This is a genomic window from Streptomyces sp. NBC_01351 (assembly GCF_036237315.1).
GTDB lineage: Bacteria > Actinomycetota > Actinomycetes > Streptomycetales > Streptomycetaceae > Streptomyces.
In genome coordinates this window covers 3,156,067-3,173,264 of record NZ_CP108356.1, presented here as the reverse complement: position 1 = coordinate 3,173,264, position 17,198 = coordinate 3,156,067, and the positions used below count along the sequence as shown (strand labels likewise).

Sequence of the window (17,198 nt, the reverse complement as noted above, 5' to 3'; positions counted from 1 at the left end):
CGGCGGCGTCATGCGCATCCGCGTGACCAGGAGCGGCGGCTTCGCCGGCATCACGTACAAGGCCGAGCTGGAGACCTCCGGCCGGCCCGACGCGGCCGAACTGGAGCGCCTCGCGGCGCAGGTCCTCGCCGAGGCGGAGGCGAGGGAAGAGGCGGGAGCGGGCCCGGCCGCGGGGGTGCCGGACGGCTACCGGTACACGGTGACCGTGGACAACCGCACCGTCGAGTTCGTGGACCCGGACATCAGCGAGGCACAGGAGGAACTGGTCGCGCGGGTGCTCCGGGACGGCGCGTAGGCGGGGGAAGCCGGGTAGGCCGCGCCGGCCCCGTCGCTCACTGCGAGTACGCGGCGAGCGAGATGCCGACGTAGTGGGCGACGAAGGCCGCGAGGGTCAGCGAGTGGAAGACCTCGTGGAAGCCGAAGAAGCGGGGGGAGGGGTTGGGCCGCTTCATCCCGTAGATGACCCCTCCCACGCTGTAGAGCAGGCCGCCGACGATCACCAGGACCAGGACGGCGATGCCGCCGCTGCGCATGAAGTCGGGCAGGAAGAAGACGGCCGCCCAGCCCATGGCGATGTAGCAGGGGGTGTACAGCCAGCGCGGGGCGCCGACCCAGAAGACGCGGAACGCGATGCCCGCGGCGGCCGCGATCCAGACCGCCCACAGCAGGGTCCGCCCGGTGGAGGGCGGGAGCAGCAGGACGGTCAGCGGGGTGTAGGTGCCCGCGATGATCAGGAAGATGTTGGCGTGGTCGAGGCGCCGCAGGATGGCCTCGCCGCGCGGCCCCCACGTACCGCGGTGGTAGACCGCGCTCACGCCGAAGAGCAGGCAGGCGGTGAGGATGTAGACGCCGCAGGCCACCCGGGCCTCCGTCGAGTCGGTGAAGGCCATCAGCACCAGGCCCGCGATCACCACTGCGGGGAACATTGCGGTGTGCAGCCAGCCGCGCATCAGCGGCTTGGCCTCCGGCTCTGCCGGTGCGGCGGCGGCGTCAGAAGTCATGGCGGACATGCTACCTACGGGTCCGTAGGTTTCCGTTAGTCCTCTTTACGGAAGATTGACGGACGTGGCGATGCTCACGTGAGAGGCCCTCTGGACATATGCGCACATCCACCGGATGATCAGATGAGTGCGGTCGACACCGGATGAGCGGAGCGCGAAGCGTCCGGGTCGCGGCCCCCACGGGGCACACACCAAACAAACCCCTCAACAAGGAGCAATCGTGGCGCGCGACAACGCGGCTCCCACCACTTCCGTCCCGACGAGCGCACCCACCGGGCACGAGGCGCTGATCTCATGGGTGGACGAGATCGCTGCCCTGACCCAGCCGGACCGCGTCGTGTGGTGCGACGGTTCCGAGGCCGAGTACGAGCGCCTCTGCGAGGAGCTCGTCGCCAAGGGCACGTTCAAGAAGCTCGACGAGACCAAGCGCCCGAACTCGTACTACGCCGCCTCCGACCCCTCCGACGTCGCGCGCGTCGAGGACCGGACCTTCATCTGCTCCGAGAAGGAGGAGGACGCGGGCCCGACCAACCACTGGAAGGCTCCTTCCGAGATGAAGGAGATGTTCAGCGGCCAGGAAGGCATCTTCCGCGGCTCCATGAAGGGCCGCACGATGTACGTCGTGCCCTTCTGCATGGGCCCGCTCGGCTCCGAGCTCTCCGCGATCGGCGTCGAGATCACCGACTCCGCCTACGTCGCCGTCGCCATGCGCACCATGACCCGCATGGGCAAGGCCGTCCTCGACGAGCTCGGCACCGACGGTTTCTTCGTCAAGGCCGTACACACCCTCGGCGCTCCCCTGGAAGAGGGCCAGGCGGACGTCCCGTGGCCGTGCAACACCACCAAGTACATCTCGCACTTCCCCGAGACCCGCGAGATCTGGTCCTACGGATCCGGCTACGGCGGCAACGCCCTGCTCGGCAAGAAGTGCTACGCCCTGCGCATCGCGTCCGTCATGGCCCGCGACGAGGGCTGGCTCGCCGAGCACATGCTGATCCTCAAGCTCACCCCGCCGCAGGGCGAGGGCGACGCGAGGTACATCGCCGCCGCCTTCCCGTCCGCCTGCGGCAAGACGAACCTCGCCATGCTGGAGCCCACGATCCCCGGCTGGACCGTCGAGACCGTCGGTGACGACATCGCCTGGATGCGCTTCGGCGAGGACGGACGCCTGTACGCGATCAACCCCGAGGCCGGCTTCTTCGGCGTGGCCCCCGGCACCGGCGAGCACACCAACGCCAACGCCATGAAGACGATGTACGCGAACACCGTCTTCACCAACGTCGCGCTCACCCCGGACGGCTCCGACGTGTGGTGGGAGGGCATGACCGAAGAGGCGCCCGCGCACCTCGTCGACTGGAAGGGCAACGCCTGGACCCCGGAGAGCGACACCCCGGCGGCCCACCCGAACGCCCGATTCGCCGTCCCCGCCTCCCAGTGCCCGACGATCGCCCCCGAGTGGGAGGACCCCAAGGGCGTCCCGATCTCCGCGATCCTCTTCGGCGGCCGCCGCGCCTCCGCCGTGCCGCTGGTCACCGAGTCCTTCGACTGGAACCACGGCGTCTTCATCGGCTCGAACATCGCCTCCGAGAAGACCGCCGCCGCCGAGGGCAAGGTCGGCGAGCTGCGCCGCGACCCCTTCGCCATGCTGCCGTTCTGCGGCTACAACATGGGCGACTACATGGCCCACTGGGTCAAGGTCGCGGCCGACAAGGACCAGTCCAAGCTCCCGAAGATCTACTACGTGAACTGGTTCCGCAAGAACGACGCGGGCAAGTTCGTGTGGCCCGGCTTCGGCGAGAACAGCCGCGTCCTGAAGTGGATCGTCGGCCGCCTCGACGGCACCGCCGAAGGCGTGGAGACCCCCATCGGCGTCCTGCCGACCAAGGACTCCCTCGACCTCGACGGCCTGGACCTCCCGGCCGCCGACCTGGACTTCCTCCTCACGGTCGACAAGGAAGTCTGGCGCGAGGAGGCCGCCCTGGTCCCCGAGCACCTGAACACCTACGGCGACCACACGCCGAAGGAGCTGTGGGACCAGTACCACGCGCTCGTCGAGCGCCTGGGCTGAGAGCCCGATCCCGGTAGCACCGGGCCGATGAACGTGGGAGCCCCCGACCAAGCGGCGCCCACCGCTGTGGGAGCCCCCGACCAAGCGGCGCCCACCGCTGCACCGACCAGTCTTCAGGAGTGCTGTCCGCGCTCCTCCAGATAGGTCGTGTGCGACTGCTGACGGCCGGCCTCCGCCTCGCGGAGGTCGGCCGTCAGTCGTTCCGCCTCCTCGAACAGCAGGTCCAGCTGCCGTTCCAGCTGCCGCTCCGGGGACTCGGAGCCCGGCGTCAGCCGAGCCCACCAGCGCGTCCGGTTGTACGTGTCCACGCACTCCGGCACGTCCTGGCGCACCGCACGCGACACCGCGTGCACCGACTCCGGGTCGGCGGCCAGGACCTCCGCCACCCACCCCGGATCGAGCAGGGCCTCGTAGAAGCCCAGCAGCTCGGTCAGCCGGTCCCCGGCCGCCGACGGCAGGTCCACCCCGGCCAGGTACTCGCGCAGCAGCCCGAAGTCCCCGCGCAGTACGTCGAGTTCCGCGCCCGGGTCGAAGACCGGCGCCGCGACCCGCTCGGGCGGGGCGATCAGCGCGCCCGCCCCGTACAGCCCGGCGACCACCACCGGCCACCACCCGCCGGCCGCCCCGGTGAGGGCGAGGCCCACGCCGGCCACGCCGCAGGCGCAGCCGGCCAGGTTCTTCTTCGACTCCAGGAAGCCGAGCAGACCCCCGGCGCTCCCCGCTCCTCTACTGGTAGCCACGGATCTCCTCGAACGCTCCGTCCAGCGAACCGTTGCCCTCGGTGGCGTCGAAGAGCCGCCCGCCGGTCAGGTCGGTGATGTGGGTGAGTTCCTTGCGGTCCGAGTCCCCGAACAGCACCGCGAAGACCGGCGTGTTCTTCTGCGCCTCGGGCAGCCCCGCGTAGAAGGAGTCGAAGTGCTTGGCGCCCACCCCCTCCGTGTTCTCCCCGTCCGTCATCAGCACGATCGAGGTGAAGGCGTCCGAGCCGCCCTTGCCGATGTGCTGGTACGCCGCCTCCAGACTGCTGTAGATCGCCGTACCCCCTTCCGGCCTCAAACCGCCGATGTCCGCGCGGATCGCGTCCAGGGAGGCGGCCTGCCTGCCCGGCTCGACCACGTAGGGGTGGATCGCCTTCACCTTCGACCCGAACGACAGCAGCGTGACCTCCTCGCGGTCCCGGAACCGGTGCCCGGTCTCCGAGGTGCCCGTGCCCGTCAGATCGGTGAGCGCCGACTTCAGCCGCCCGATGCGGTCCTCCTCGGCCATCGAGCCCGAGGTGTCGAGCACGTACACCGTCCGCGAGGGCCGGCGCAGCTCGTTCTCGTACGAGGCCAGCAGCCCGTCGGCGACCGGCCGCGAGCCCGGGAAGGGCAGCTCGCGCCGCTTCTCCACGCCCAGCCCGGCGGCCGGGGACACCCCGGAGACGACCGGGCGGCGGAAGGTCTGCTCGGTGATCGCCTGCTGAACCTGCGCCCCGCGCAGGTGGTCGGTCAGCACCCGCCCCGACTCGCGGGCCCCGGCCGGGGCCGAGGTCAGCAGGGTCAGCGGGTAGTGCGCGGTGACGACCCCGTCCAACGGCCGGATCACCTGCAGGTTCGTCTTCGAGTCCCGGTTCATGGCGAGGAGCACGGACTCGTAGTTGACGAGGGCGTCCACGTCCCCGCGCTTGGCGTAGGCGGAGGCCAGCCAGCCCGAGGAACCGGAGGTCAGCTTCTGCCCGGAGAAGAACTCCTTCAGCTTGGGCTGCGCCGTCTTCACGTCCGCGTCGGTCAGCGCTGCCTGCGCGCCGGAGAGCGCGGAGGCCACGGAGATCAGGGCGGAGAACCCGGAGTTGGACCGCACCGGATCGGTCATCCCGTACGTCAGCTTCCCGGCGGCGACGGCCTCGTGGACCTTCGCCCAGGTCACCGCCTCGGGCTGCCAGCCGAGCCGGGTCATCGCCTCGGGCTTGACGCCGAGGGCGACGGGCGAGGACATCACCGGGGTCTCGTTGGCGAGCTTCCCGGCGGCCTCGGGGCGCAGCCGCAGGTAGTCGTTGGAGGCCAGCCAGACCGCGTCGTACTTCCCGTCGGCCTTCCCGGAGGCGACCTGCTCCACGGCATCGAGGGTCCCGGACCAGGTGAGGGCCACCTTGACCCCCGTGGCCTTCTCGGCCTGCTCCAGCACGGGCTTCATGTCGGCCAGCTCACTGGAGGCCAACACCCGCAGGGTGCCCTCCTTGTAGACCGTGGGCTTGGCCTCCTTGGAGGGCTCGTCGGAACTGCACCCGGTCGCAACGGCGAGAACGGCGAACGCCAACCCTGCCACCCATCCCCGCCGCACCTTCCGGCTCCGCCGGGCAGAATTCAGCCCCTCCGGCGTTTGAGGAGCGGGGTCTGGGGCGGAGCCCCAGTTCGGGAAGGGGCGGGGTGGGGAAGAGGCCCCGCGCAGCGGCCGCCCGTCCCGCTCAGCCGCGCTCACCGGCCACCCCCCTCAAGGGCACTGGCCGTCCGCGTCCGCGCCAAGTACTCCGACGCCGTCCGCAACTCGTCCGTCAGGGACTCCACCGTCGCCGCCATGCTCTCCGTCGCCTGCACCTTGAACGTGTCGATCGCGTCGAGCGTCTTGTAGATCTGCCCGAAGGCCGCCCGCAGGGTCTCCGCGCCCACCGCCGGATCGGCGGCGATCCGCTGGATCTCCCCGCTCTGCGAGGACAGCATCTCCGCGTTCCCTCGGATCAGCTCCTCGGTCGTCCCCCTGAGCGCGTTGACCTGCTCGATCACCTTCTTCTGGTGGTCGAGGGCCGACGCCAGCATCACCGCGATCCGCAGCGCCGACACCGTCGTCGTCGCGGCCCGGTCGACGCCCTTGATCAGCTCGTCGTTGTTCCTCCGTACGACATCCATCGCCAGGTACCCCTGCGCGCACACCGCGAGCTGCGTCAGCAGGTCCTGGTGCTTCTGCCGCACCGGGAACAGCACGTCCGCCCGCATCGCGTCGGCGGCCGGCGCGTCGCCCGCCGCCGCCACCTCCGCGATCCGCTGTCCGACGGCCGTGTCCAGCGCCTCGGTGAGGACCGCGTACTCCTGGAGCTTGCCCATCGTCTCCCACAGCCGGGCCCGCTCGGTGTGCAGCGCCGCGTTGTCGCGGCGCAGCTCGTCCTGCCCGCCGCGCAGCGCGCCGACGATCCGGTTCAGGGTGGCCTGGGAGGAGGCGTACTTCGCCACGTGGTCGCGGAACTTGTTGCCGCCCGGCAGCTTCGAGAGCAGCTTGCCGAACCCCTTGGCGGGAGCGTCCCGCGGATCGAGGTCCTCGACGGTGCGCCGCAGTTCGACGAGCGAGCCGGCGACGCGGGCCTGGGCGTCCCCGCCGCCGTCCGAGCCGAGGGAACGCACGGCCCGCTCCAGCATTCGGTTGGACTGCTGGGCGGCGCTGCGAATGTCGGCCGTACCGAGCCCGGCGATCTCGCCGATCTTCGTCGCGAACTCGGGGGAGCGGGTGTCGATCCCGGCGAGCCGGCCGATGTACTCCTCGGCGCGGCGGGCCATCTCCTCGCGCACGCCGTCCTGGAGCGGGACCAGGCCGGACGCCTGCTCGGGGCGGACGGGTGCGACGGGCTCGGGAGGGCTGAGGACGAACGTGCCGCCCTCTGGTGGTGTCAGTGTCATCGTGTCGGTCCCCCTTAGCCCTTGGCGCGCTGGGCCAGCGCCATCAGGATCTTCACGGTGGGCGTGTTCACCTGGCGGATGCCGGTCAGGCCCGGGTTGAGGTAGGCGGAGTGCGGGGCGGTGACGGCGGTGAACTCGGCCAGGCCCTGCTGCGGGCGGAACCCGCGCTGCATGACCAGCTCGCGCAGCCGGGGGTCCGTGGTGAGGAGGGTGCCGAGGTCGCGGGCGTTCTCGTTCAGCGGGACGAAGGTGTGCGCCGTGTTGACGGTGGTGTCCGGGTAGAGCACGACCATCTCGCCCGGGTCCTGCCGCTGGAGCAGCATGGAGGCCACCTGGGACTCGTACGCCAGGATCAGGGGCTCGCCGCTGCCGCTGATGAACGCGCGGAACGGGCCGTCGGTGCTGGGCTCCAGGGAGCCCTGGACGGAGATCAGCTTGCGCATCAGGGGCGCGGTGCGCTCGACCGCGGCGTCGTCGTCGACGATGTTGTTGCCGTTGGCGACGTTGGAGGCGAGGGCGAGGAAGAGCGCGCCGGAGTTGGAGGTGGCCGGGTCGGTGGTCTTGATGAACACCCTGCCGGTCAGTTCGGGGTGGGCGGAGGCCCCGGCCAGCTGCTGCCAGTTGCGGTCCTCCGAGGCGGCCTTGAGGTAGGGGCCCATGAGCAGGGTCCCGGTGTTCGTGCCCGTCATCTTCACGAGGCCGGCGTCGCCGAGGATCTTGGCGGCGTTGGGGCGGGCGATGACGACGACGGGGGAGAAGAAGGGCTTGGTCTCCTGGGCGCCTTGGACCCCTGCGGCGGCCGCGACCTCCTTGGCGGGCTCGCTGCTGCTGGGGAAGGCGAAGTCGTACTCCTTGAGGGCGAGTTGGTCCATCGCCCAGGAGCCGGAGGACTCCGCCTTCACGGTGTAGCCCTTTTCCTTCAGGGCCTTGACGACGTCCGGGTCGCGGAAGAAGTCGGACTTCTCCGAGCCGATGACGCCACGCACGGTCTTCGTTGCCGTGGATTCCGGGTCCTGCCCCTTGAGGAGGACGACGGCTGCGACGCCGCCGATCAGGAGGAGGCCCAGGACGATTCCTAGGATGCGTCTCACGAGTGCAGCGTGCTCGCGGAAACCCACATTCCGCGCGGAGTTGAATGAACGTCAGGTGTCCAGGCGGTCCCACTTCGAAATGCTGTGTGGGCCCGCCGGTGCTGGTGGGCGGGGCGGTCGCCGAGGAGGATCGTGCCATGGGCGTGAGCGCGTTGAAATGGCAGGGCTGGCTGGTGGGTCTGGTGACGCTGGCGGGGCTGCTGGTGTTCGCCCCGCTGGGCCTGTACGTGTGGGCGAGCGGTGACGGTCCGCGGGCGGCCGCGCCGCGGCCGGCGGTGGAGTACGTACGGGTCACGGGGTGCCGTATCGATCCGGCGAGCCGGCGGGTGCTGGCGGCGGTGGAGGCGACGGGCCGGGCCGAGGGGCCCGGCGCGTACGTGGTCACGGTGGAGTTCCGCGACCGCGCCGTCGCGGCGCCGGGCAGCCGTACCGCGCAGTCCCTGGTGAAGATCCCCGGGGTGGCCCCGGCGGCGATGGAGCGCGCGGAGGCGCTCGGCCCGGTCTGGCCGGCGGGGGCGACCCCGTGGTGCGGGGTCGCCGACGCGGAGTTCACGGCCGCGCCGTAACCCGGCGCCGGCCGCCGTACACGACGCCGGCGGCTGTACCCCGCGCCGGCCGCCGTAACCCCGCGCCAGCCGCCGTAACCGCGCGCCAGCCGCCGTAACCCCGCGCCAGCCGCCGTAACCCGGCGCCGGCCGCCGCAGCCCAGGCCCGGTCCGCTCCCGACCTGCGGTTCCTCGCGCCGCCCTGCCCGCAGGCATGCTGTCCGGCATGGATGCGAGTCGGCCCGCTCTTGACCCTCGACTTGGTGGAGGGCCCAGAGTCCCGGGTGTGGAGAGCGAGATGCGCAGTATCGGCGAGATGGCCCGGGACAGCGGGCTGGGCGTGAGCGCCCTGCGGTTCTACGACGGCGCGGGCCTACTGGTCCCGGCCTGGGTGGATCCCGTGAGCGGCTACCGCTGGTACGGCCCCGAGCAGCTGGAGGAGTCCCGGTTGCTGGCCCGGCTGCGGCGGGCGGGCATGCCGTTGGCGGACATCCGGCTGGTACTGGCCGGCTGGTCCGGTGCGGACACCGATCTGGTGCGCACCCTGCTCCAGGCGCACCTGCGCCGTCTCGAAACGGGGCTGGCCGATGCCCGCGTCGAGTTCTCCACGATCCGAGCACTACTCGAACGCAGGGAGAACCCCATGACCTCGCTCCGCACCACGCCCCTCACCACGACCCTCCGATCGACCGTCTCCGCACGCGAGCTGGCCGAGGCACTGGACGCCGTCCGGTTCGCCGCCAGTGCCGACCCCGAGCTGCCGATGCTCGGCGGGATCCTGTTCGACATCGAGGGGGACGAGCTCCGTGTCGTGGCCACCGACCGGTACCGGCTGGCCGTCGCACGCGCCGGTGCCACCGGGCACGACGGGCCCCGGGTGCAGGTCATCGTCCCGTCCCCGCTCGCCGACGCGATGCGTGCACTGCTGAGTGACGGCGCGACCGCGGTCCCCACCGTGGTTCTCACCGTGGAGGGTGACCGGGTGGCCTTGGAGGCGGGGGATCGACAGACGGCCGGCCGGCACCTCGACCACGACTTCCCCGACTACCGTCGCCTCGTCCGGCTGCCGGCGGGGCGCCGGGCCCTCGTCGACGTCGCGGCCTTCCGGGAGGCGCTGCGGACCGGCCCCGTCCGTGAGAGCGAGGCGGGCGAGCAGGACGGCGTGTCCCGTGACCTCAGCGTGCTCGGGGTGACGGCCGACGGCGTGGTGACGGTCTGCGGGGAAGACGAGGACGCGGGTCAGGACCACGTGGCCGTCAATCGTGAGTACCTGCTCGACGCCCTGGGGGCAGCGGGCCAGGACCGGCTGGTTCTGGAGTTCGGCTCTCCCACGGCGCCCCTGGCGATCCGCAGGACCGACACCGAGGACGCGTTCTCGCTCCTGATGCCGGTGCGCCTGGAGAACTGACCCCGCTGACCCGCTTACTGCGGACCCGGTAGGGCACGGGCGGCTCCGAGGGTCGCCGTACGGCCCCGCCGAGCTCCCCGCAGGGATATGGCACCCGGTCCGGAGCCTCCGCGGCCCCGGACCGGGGCCGTCAGGGGGTGCCGGCCAGGTTCAGGGACTCGATGGCGGCGGTGTGGGCGTCCATGTGCTTGGCGGCGAGGATCGCCACGGTGGTGTCGGCGCGGGACGCGGCGACGAGCAGGGTGCGGGCGGCGAGGTCGTGCGCGCGCTGGTGCAGGGCCGCGGCGTCCCCGGCCTCGGCGGCCTGCGGGGCCCGGGCGGGTGCGGCACCGCGCAGCCGCGTGACCTGGGCGGCGATCTCGCGGGCGCTCTCGGTGAGCCCGAGCTCGTCCGTCACGGCGAGCAGCGCCGCCAGGTGCCCGGCGAGCTGGATGTCCAGCGCCTCGCCGCGGCTGCGGTGCGGGAAGTCGTTGCCCGCGGCGGCGCCCATGCGGTGGACGACCGACTTCGTGCGGATCGGCTCGTACATGAGGAGGCCTCCTGCGTGGGTCAGGAGACCATCCTACATTGGATCCGGTCTAAAGTTGAGCTCAATCCTGTTGATCGCTTGAGTGTGTCAGGTCGGAAATTTCATGAACGGGGCAGGGGCTCGGGCGGTGGCTCGGGCGCTGGCCCGGGTGGGGCCGCCTACGGCTGGCTGTAGCCGTCGAGGAACTTCCCGATCCGGGTCACCGCGTCGGCCAGGTCCTTCGCGTTCGGCAGGGTCACGATCCGGAAGTGGTCGGGCTCGGGCCAGTTGAAGCCCGTACCGTGCACGACCATGATCTTCTCGGCCCGCAGCAGGTCCAGGACCATCTGCCGGTCGTCCTTGATCTTGTAGACCGACGGGTCCAGCCGCGGGAAGGCGTACAGCGCACCCTTCGGCTTCACGCAGGTGACGCCCGGGATCTGGGTGAGCAGGTCGTACGCGACGTCGCGCTGCTCCAGGATCCGCCCGCCCGGCAGCACCAGGTCCTCGATCGACTGCCGGCCGCCCAGGGCGGTGGCGATGGCGTGCTGCGAGGGCATGTTCGCGCACAGGCGCATGTTCGCCAGGATCGTGAGGCCCTCGATGTACGAGGAGGCGTTCTTCTTCGGGCCGCAGACCGCCATCCAGCCGGCCCGGTAGCCGGCGACGCGGTAGTTCTTCGAGAGCCCGTTGAAGGTGAGGCACAGCAGGTCCGGCGCGATGGCGGCGGTGTTGGTGTGCGTGGTTCCGTCGTAGAGGATCCGGTCGTAGATCTCGTCCGAGCAGACGACCAGGTTGTGGCGGCGCGCGATGTCCGTGAGCCCGCGCAGCATCTCGTCGTCGTAGACGGCGCCGGTCGGGTTGTTCGGGTTGATGATCACGATCGCGCGGGTGCGGTCGGTGATCTTGCGCTCGATGTCGGCGAGGTCCGGCATCCAGTCGGACTGCTCGTCGCAGCGGTAGTGCACGGCCGTGCCGCCGGCGAGGCTCACGGAGGCCGTCCAGAGCGGGTAGTCCGGAGCCGGGACGAGCACCTCGTCGCCGTCGTCGAGCAGCGCCTGCATCGACATCTGGATCAGCTCGGAGACCCCGTTGCCGAGGTAGATGTCCTCGACGTCCAGCGCGATGCCCTTGGTCTGGTAGTGCTGCATGACCGCGCGGCGCGCGGAGAGCAGCCCCTTCGCGTCCCCGTAGCCGTGGGCGGTGCCCAGGTTGCGGAGCATGTCCTCAAGGATCTCCGGCGGGCACTCGAAGCCGAAGGCCGCGGGGTTGCCGGTGTTGAGCTTGAGGATGCGATGACCTGCTGCTTCGAGCCGCATCGCCTCTTCGAGGACGGGTCCGCGGATCTCGTAGCAGACATTGGCGAGTTTCGTTGACTGGATCACCTGCATGACGGGAGCTTACGGGGCCGCCGGGCTGCCCGCCGAGCCATTTCAGCCGAACGAGAGGGGAGTGATATGTCCCGTTTCGCGCGATGGGAGGGTGGCGATGCCGCCCACCCTTGGAATCCGGGGCCGCCCTGCGCTCCGGCCTGCGGAATGGGTGCGGGTGGCTGGGGGAGCGGCGGGGGGTGTTGCGCTCGTCACCTCGCGGGGCTGAGTGCCGGCGCCGAGCGCGAGTCTGAGGCCGGTCTGAGTGCCGGTCTGAGTACGCGTGCTCATGCGGCCCGCCCCGTCCGGCGGGGAGGCTTGGGGCATGAACCAACACGAATGGAAGCCGGCGGACCACGGCATGACGGCCGAACGCGTGGGCACGGTGATCATGGCCTTGGTCGGGGGTCTCATGCTGGCGGGAGTGCTGTTTGTGGTGTTCCTGCTGGCGATCTACATCGGCGCCTCGTGAGGCCGGTCAGACCGTGTACGTGGCCTGCGTGAAGCCGGCGCCCAGGACCCTGGTCGAAGCGAGGGTCAGCTTCACGTCCCGGCCGGCGAGCTCCCCGAACAGGGGGATGCCCGTGCCGATGAGGACGGGCGCGGTGGTGATCGTCAGCTCGTCCAGCAGGCCCTCGCGGAGGAAGGTCTGCACGACCTTGCCGCCGTCCACGTACACGCTCTTCGCCCCTGCGGCGGTCAGGCCGGCCAGCAGCTCGTCGAGGGAGCGGTACACGGTGATCCGCTCGTCGTCGCTGGTCAGCGTGGTGCTCAGGACGGCCACGCGCTTGCCCTCGTACGGCCAGAAGCCGAAGGTCAGCACCTTCTCGTAGGTGTTCCGGCCCATGGCGAGGGTGTCGATCCCGGCCATGAACTCGGTGTAGCCGGTGTCCCCGACCTCCTCCTCGGCGTACGAGGTCAGCCATTCGATGTCGCCGTCGGTGCGGGCGATGAACCCGTCGAGGCTGACCCCGATCGTGACGGCGGTACGGAACGCCCGCCCGGACGGGGTCGTCGTGCCGCTCACGCTGCTCGTGCTGCTCACTGGGGGGTCTCCTTCGGTCGGTGGGGGTGCAGGGTGGCTGCGAGTGCGTCGAGCCGGCGCCCGGTGAGGGTCCCCTCCCGGTCCACCGCCCACAGCACCGAGGCCCCGGTGGTTGCCTGCCGGACGGCGCGGGCGAGCCCGGCGGTGTCGGTGTCCGGGCGCAGCTCCCCGGCCGCGACGGCCTCGGCCAGCAGGGAGCGCACGGCCGCCTGCTGGGCCTGCTCGGCGGCGAGGGCCAGGCGGTGGAACTCCGGGTCGGCGAGGTCGGAGCACAGGAACGCCATGTGGTTGGCGAACTCCTCCGGCGTCACCACCGCGCTCCACGCCCCGCCGGTCAGCGCGGCGAGCGCCTCCAGCGGCGAGGCGTGCTCCGCCCGGACGTGCGCGTGGAGGCGCCCGATCTCGTCCACGCCCCGCTCCGACAGGGCCAGCAGCAACCCGCGCTTGGACCCGAACCGCTGCGACAGGGTGGCCGGCACCAGCCCGACCTCCTTGGCGACGGCGGCCAGCGTCAGCCGAGCGGGGCCGGTGCGGCCCATGACGCCGACGGCGGCGTGAAGGATCGCGGCGTCGTCGATACCGCGCGGGCGACCGGGCACGGGGCTGCACCTCCGAATAAATGAATGACTGTTCATTTATTAAACGGAAATGCGGGGCTCCGGGCAAGTGATCGTGACTAACCTGCGGCCATGACGACGTCCTCGCCCTCCCTCTCACCCACGCCCGCCCGTACACGCTTCGAGGGTGACGCCGACCGCGTCGCGGTCATCGTCCCGGGCGTCGGCTACTCGCCGGCGCACCCTCTGCTCGACTACGCACGGCTGGTGTTGCTCCAGCACGGTTGGACCGTCCAGCAGTTGTGGTGGCGGATCCCGGGGGAGTTCCGCGGGTTCACCGCCGCGGAGCGGTCGGAGTGGGTGGAGGCGCAGGTCGCGGCGGCGGTCGACGCGGAAGGCGGTTCCTGTCGCCTGCTCGTCGGCAAGTCGCTGGGTTCCCTCGCCGCCGGTTTCGCCGCCGACCGGAACCTTCCGGCGGCGTGGCTCACCCCACTGCTCACCTCGCCCCGCGTGGCGGACGCCCTGACCCGCACCAAGGCCCCGACCCTCCTGGTCGGCGGCACGGCCGACGCCCTCTGGGACGCCCGGGTCGCGGGTGAACTCCCGCACCGCGTAGTGGAGATCCCGTCGGCGGACCACGCGCTCCTCATCCCGGGCGACGCAGTCCGGTCGGCGGGGGTGCTGCAGCGGGTGACGGCCGAACTGGACACGTTCGTGAGGGCGGTGGGGTAGGGGCGGCGGCTGCTCCTGGGCGGCATCAGGAAGGGCTTGGGGATTTCCCGTCAGTCTCATCGTCCTTCCGTGTCGTGACGGCCTGTCAAGGGCGCTCCTCCTTCGTCGTCGCGTCGCTTCGCGATGGCCTTCGGCCACCCTTGACAGACCGCCCCGCCCCGGAAAAACGAAGACTGCCGGGAAACCCCCAAAAGAACGGGCCGGGGGAGAAAGGACGGGGGCGGGGCGGTCAGGGACGTCCGGCCCTGCTCCGGCAGGGGGCGCGCCCGAGCCCGAGACCGTCAGCCCTGGTCTCCGGGCCGGGGAGGCGGCCACCCGCCGCCAAGCACCGACCACAAGCACCTCAGCCCCCGATAGGCGCCACAAATCGCTACGCGCTCCTCCACGACGGCGTCTGCGGCAGTCTGTGGCTGGTCATAAGCCGCGACAGATCGCTACGCGCTTCTCGATGACGGCGTCTGACCGCCGTCCGGGGCGGAAACGGCCCCAAATGACGGTCATATCGAGCTGTACGGCGGTCAGGCGAAGGAGCCGACGAAAACAGCCGCCACAAGCGGCCTCGCCTCTCTCCCCTCGTTGTCAGTGGTCGCGCCTACCGTGAGGGGATGCAGCCGCTCAGGATCATCGCCGGAGACGCCACAAGCCCGCAGGCCAAGGGGCCCAAGGTCATCGCGCACGTGTGCAATGACATCGGCGGGTGGGGGAAGGGGTTCGTGCTGGCCGTTTCGAAGCGGTGGCCCGAGCCCGAGGCTGCGTTCCGGGCGTGGCATCGGGGGCGCAGTGGGAACGATTTCGGGCTGGGGGCCGTGCAGTTGGTGCGGGTCAAGCCCGATGTGTGGGTCGCCAACATGGTCGGACAGCGCGGGATACGGACCGGCAGCGGCGGGCCGCCGATACGTTACGACGCGGTGGAGCGCTGCCTCGGTGCGCTGGCCGGGCATGCCGTCGAGCTCGGGGCCAGTGTGCACATGCCGCGCATCGGGTGCGGGCTCGCCGGCGGCAAGTGGTCGCGCATCGAGCCGCTGATCGAAGAGCAGTTGTGTGCGCGCGACGTCGAGGTGACGGTCTACGACCACGGCTAGGTTCTACAGCGGCGCCGTTTCGTCGGCCGGGAAGGCGGGGCCGTGGCCGGGGACGATCACGTCCGTGGCGGCCAGCACCCGGAGGCGGGAGGTGCGCAGGACGTCGTGGTCCGGGGCGACCGGGTCGTCGACCGGGCCGTTGGGACGCCACCACAGGTCGCCCACGAAGGCGACGGTGCCCGTGCCCGTCCCGGCGAGGAGGGTGATGTCCTCGGGGCTGTGCCCCGGGGTGCGGATCAGGCGGAGGGAAGGGGTGAGTTCGTAGCCCTCCGCGTCGCGGTCGGTCCACTGGTCGGCCTCGTAGATGGCCTTGTGGTCGTGGACCCGGGCCTGCCCGAAGAGGCCCACGTTCATGGTGTTGTCCGGGTGGTGGTGGCTGAGGATGACGTCGGTGATGTCGTCGGGGCCGAGGCCGAGTTCCGCGAGCGGGCCGAGGATGCGGTCGCGGCTCGCCACCATGCCGGGGTCGACGATCACGTGCCGGTCGCCGTCGGAGACGTAGGAGACGGTGGCGGCGACTCCGGGGCCGGTGGAGAGGGTGTAGCCGGTGGTCAGGATCGTGTAGGTGGCGGTGCGGCCGAGCGGTGCGTCCGTGGGGGCGTCCGCGGGGGTGTTCGCCGGCATGTCCGTCAGCGTGGCCGTCTGCGTGTCCGTCTGCGTCTTCGTCATGTGCTCAATCCTGGCCGCGGGAAGCCGCGTTCACGAGTGGCACAGCTGCCACTGATCGCGGGAATCGTGCCAGCCGCATTTGGCAGACTTCCCCGCATGCTCCCTTTCGCCACCGTCGCCGCCTACGCCCCGCCCGGGGTCGGCATGCTCGCCGTCGGGATCGTCGCCGAGGTGTTCGGGGTGCGCGGGGCGGGGCTGCCGCGGTTCGACTTCGGGCTGTGCACCGAGCGGCCCGGGGCGGTGGTCACCGATGTCGGGGTGCCCGTCGCCGTCGAGTACGGGCTGGAGCGGCTGGCCGGCGCCGATCTGGTGATCGCCCTGCCGTGGGCCGACTTCCGCACACCGCCCCCGCCCGCCGTGCTCGACGCCCTGTCGGCCGCGCACGCGCGCGGCGCGCTCGTCGCCGCCCACTGCGTCGGGGCGTTCGCGCTGGCCGCCGCCGGGCTGCTCGACGGGCGGCGGGCCACCACCCACTGGCGCTTCGCCGGGCTGCTGGCCGACCGGCACCCGGACGTGGCCGTCGAGGCCGACGCCCTCTACGTCGACGAGGGGCGGATCGCCACCGGCGCGGGCGCCGCCGCCGGCTTCGACCTCTGTCTGCACCTGCTGCGGCGGGAGCACGGGGCCGCGACGGCCAACGCCATCGCGCGGGACCTCGTACTGCCCTCGCACCGCGACGGCGGGCAGGCCCAGTACCTGGCAGCCCCCGTCCCCGCGGACTGCCAGGACGAGCGGCTGTCCGAGGTGCTGGCCTGGACCCGCGCGCACCTCGACGAGCCGCTGCCCGTCGCGGAACTGGCCCGGCGCGCCATGATGAGCAAGCGGTCCTTCGCCCGCCGCTTCGCCGCCGCGACCGGCACCACCCCGCACGCCTGGCTGCTGAACCTGCGCCTGAGCAGCGCCGAGGAGCTCCTGGAGACCACGGACCTGCCCGTCGAGGAGATCGCCCGCCGGGTCGGTTTCGGCAGCGCGGCCGTGCTGCGGGAGCAGTTCGTACGCCGCCGGGGCGTGCCGCCCCGGGTCTACCGCCGCTCCTTCACCCGCCTCCCGTAGCCGCCCGGCGTGCCGTGCACACGTCGAAGTGGCTGACCCGGCAGGTGTCCGCGGGCATGGCGGCGCCGAGGTTCACGGCGGTGCCGTCGCCCGCGATGCGCCACCGCTTGCCGGCCGGTACGAGGTGGCAGGGCTGCTCGCCGGGCTCTACGAGGAGCCACTTGCCGCGGACCGTCCTGTGCCAGTAGGCGGCCTCGCCGCACAGCCTGCAGACGGCGGGCCGGCCCTCGCGCGCGTCGGGCTGCCGCCGCTCCTGAGAGCGCTGCGGCTGCCGGACGACGGTCACGAGGGCGTCGGCGAGGACCTGTCCGAGGAGGAGCGGGCGGCCGTGGTCGCCCTGCTCCTGCTCACGGGTGTTCGTGTTCAACCATCCCCCTTTACCGCTCTGTTGCCAGCGGATGGAGGACCGTCCGCGCCAGCCG

The 17,198-nt window shown here is 71.5% G+C and carries 19 protein-coding genes; 8 read left to right on the top strand and 11 right to left on the bottom strand.

Annotated features, from left to right (window positions below; all coding sequences use genetic code 11):
• Positions 1–10: 10 nt before the first annotated feature.
• Entirely contained in the window at positions 11–295 is a 285-nt protein-coding gene (locus tag OG625_RS14210) for a protealysin inhibitor emfourin (protein WP_329380108.1), read from the top strand.
• A 37-nt stretch (positions 296–332) separates the two neighbouring features.
• Here the strand turns inward: OG625_RS14210 and trhA are convergent, their stop codons facing one another.
• The gene (trhA, locus tag OG625_RS14205; protein WP_329380105.1) at positions 333–1,010 is read right to left on the bottom strand and encodes a PAQR family membrane homeostasis protein TrhA; all 678 of its coding nucleotides are present in this window, start codon (positions 1,008–1,010) and stop codon (positions 333–335) included.
• Between the two features lie 211 nt (positions 1,011–1,221).
• Here trhA and OG625_RS14200 point away from each other — a divergent pair, with 211 nt between their 5' ends.
• On the top strand, positions 1,222–3,069 hold the full coding sequence (locus OG625_RS14200; protein WP_329380103.1) for a phosphoenolpyruvate carboxykinase (GTP): 1,848 nt from the start codon (positions 1,222–1,224) through the stop codon (positions 3,067–3,069).
• A 113-nt stretch (positions 3,070–3,182) separates the two neighbouring features.
• Here the strand turns inward: OG625_RS14200 and OG625_RS14195 are convergent, their stop codons facing one another.
• From OG625_RS14195 to OG625_RS14180, 4 genes are all read right to left on the bottom strand, one after another.
• Entirely contained in the window at positions 3,183–3,809 is a 627-nt protein-coding gene (locus OG625_RS14195) for a hypothetical protein (protein WP_329380100.1), read from the bottom strand.
• Positions 3,796–5,376: a substrate-binding and vWA domain-containing protein gene (locus OG625_RS14190; protein ID WP_443067715.1), complete on the bottom strand. Its 1,581-nt coding sequence runs from the start codon at positions 5,374–5,376 to the stop codon at positions 3,796–3,798. The genes OG625_RS14195 and OG625_RS14190 overlap by 14 nt, the downstream gene beginning before the upstream one ends.
• A gap of 149 nt (positions 5,377–5,525) precedes the next feature.
• A complete protein-coding gene (locus OG625_RS14185; RefSeq protein ID WP_329380097.1) occupies positions 5,526–6,716 on the bottom strand; it encodes a toxic anion resistance protein in 1,191 nt (396 codons plus the stop codon).
• Positions 6,717–6,730: 14 nt separating this feature from the next.
• Positions 6,731–7,807, bottom strand: coding sequence for a substrate-binding domain-containing protein (locus tag OG625_RS14180; RefSeq protein ID WP_329380093.1), 1,077 nt, complete (start codon positions 7,805–7,807; stop codon positions 6,731–6,733).
• 143 nt (positions 7,808–7,950) lie between these two features.
• On the opposite strand from OG625_RS14180, the gene OG625_RS14175 reads away from it, so the two are divergent.
• Together OG625_RS14175 and OG625_RS14170 are read left to right on the top strand one after the other, a co-directional pair.
• Entirely contained in the window at positions 7,951–8,373 is a 423-nt protein-coding gene (locus OG625_RS14175; protein WP_329380089.1) for a hypothetical protein, read from the top strand.
• Between the two features lie 277 nt (positions 8,374–8,650).
• Positions 8,651–9,760: a DNA polymerase III subunit beta family protein gene (locus OG625_RS14170; RefSeq protein WP_329380086.1), complete on the top strand. Its 1,110-nt coding sequence runs from the start codon at positions 8,651–8,653 to the stop codon at positions 9,758–9,760.
• Positions 9,761–9,890: 130 nt separating this feature from the next.
• On the opposite strand, the gene OG625_RS14165 is transcribed toward OG625_RS14170, so the two are convergent.
• The gene (locus OG625_RS14165) at positions 9,891–10,289 is read right to left on the bottom strand and encodes an SCO4983 family protein (protein WP_329380084.1); all 399 of its coding nucleotides are present in this window, start codon (positions 10,287–10,289) and stop codon (positions 9,891–9,893) included.
• Positions 10,290–10,447: 158 nt separating this feature from the next.
• Positions 10,448–11,659 (bottom strand): pyridoxal phosphate-dependent aminotransferase, encoded by a 1,212-nt coding sequence (locus tag OG625_RS14160; protein WP_329380081.1) that lies wholly within the window; start codon positions 11,657–11,659, stop codon positions 10,448–10,450.
• A gap of 304 nt (positions 11,660–11,963) precedes the next feature.
• On the opposite strand from OG625_RS14160, the gene OG625_RS14155 reads away from it, so the two are divergent.
• On the top strand, positions 11,964–12,110 hold the full coding sequence (locus tag OG625_RS14155) for a hypothetical protein (RefSeq protein WP_329380078.1): 147 nt from the start codon (positions 11,964–11,966) through the stop codon (positions 12,108–12,110).
• Between the two features lie 6 nt (positions 12,111–12,116).
• Here OG625_RS14155 and OG625_RS14150 read toward each other — a convergent pair whose 3' ends face one another.
• Both OG625_RS14150 and OG625_RS14145 read right to left on the bottom strand, forming a co-directional pair.
• Complete coding sequence (locus OG625_RS14150) at positions 12,117–12,683, bottom strand: dihydrofolate reductase family protein (protein WP_329380076.1); 567 nt, start codon at positions 12,681–12,683, stop codon at positions 12,117–12,119.
• Complete coding sequence (locus OG625_RS14145) at positions 12,680–13,282, bottom strand: TetR/AcrR family transcriptional regulator (protein ID WP_329380073.1); 603 nt, start codon at positions 13,280–13,282, stop codon at positions 12,680–12,682. Before OG625_RS14145 ends, OG625_RS14150 begins: the two co-directional genes overlap by 4 nt.
• Before the next feature lie 90 nt (positions 13,283–13,372).
• Here OG625_RS14145 and OG625_RS14140 point away from each other — a divergent pair, with 90 nt between their 5' ends.
• Entirely contained in the window at positions 13,373–13,972 is a 600-nt protein-coding gene (locus OG625_RS14140; protein ID WP_329380070.1) for an alpha/beta hydrolase, read from the top strand.
• A 605-nt stretch (positions 13,973–14,577) separates the two neighbouring features.
• Positions 14,578–15,054, top strand: coding sequence for a macro domain-containing protein (locus tag OG625_RS14135; protein WP_329380067.1), 477 nt, complete (start codon positions 14,578–14,580; stop codon positions 15,052–15,054).
• Between the two features lie 3 nt (positions 15,055–15,057).
• Here the strand turns inward: OG625_RS14135 and OG625_RS14130 are convergent, their stop codons facing one another.
• On the bottom strand, positions 15,058–15,678 hold the full coding sequence (locus OG625_RS14130) for an MBL fold metallo-hydrolase (RefSeq protein ID WP_329390661.1): 621 nt from the start codon (positions 15,676–15,678) through the stop codon (positions 15,058–15,060).
• Positions 15,679–15,819: 141 nt separating this feature from the next.
• On the opposite strand from OG625_RS14130, the gene OG625_RS14125 reads away from it, so the two are divergent.
• Positions 15,820–16,776: a GlxA family transcriptional regulator gene (locus tag OG625_RS14125; protein WP_329380064.1), complete on the top strand. Its 957-nt coding sequence runs from the start codon at positions 15,820–15,822 to the stop codon at positions 16,774–16,776.
• Here OG625_RS14125 and OG625_RS14120 read toward each other — a convergent pair.
• Positions 16,760–17,143: a DUF6083 domain-containing protein gene (locus tag OG625_RS14120; protein ID WP_329380061.1), complete on the bottom strand. Its 384-nt coding sequence runs from the start codon at positions 17,141–17,143 to the stop codon at positions 16,760–16,762. The genes OG625_RS14125 and OG625_RS14120 overlap by 17 nt on opposite strands.
• Positions 17,144–17,198: the final 55 nt, after the last annotated feature.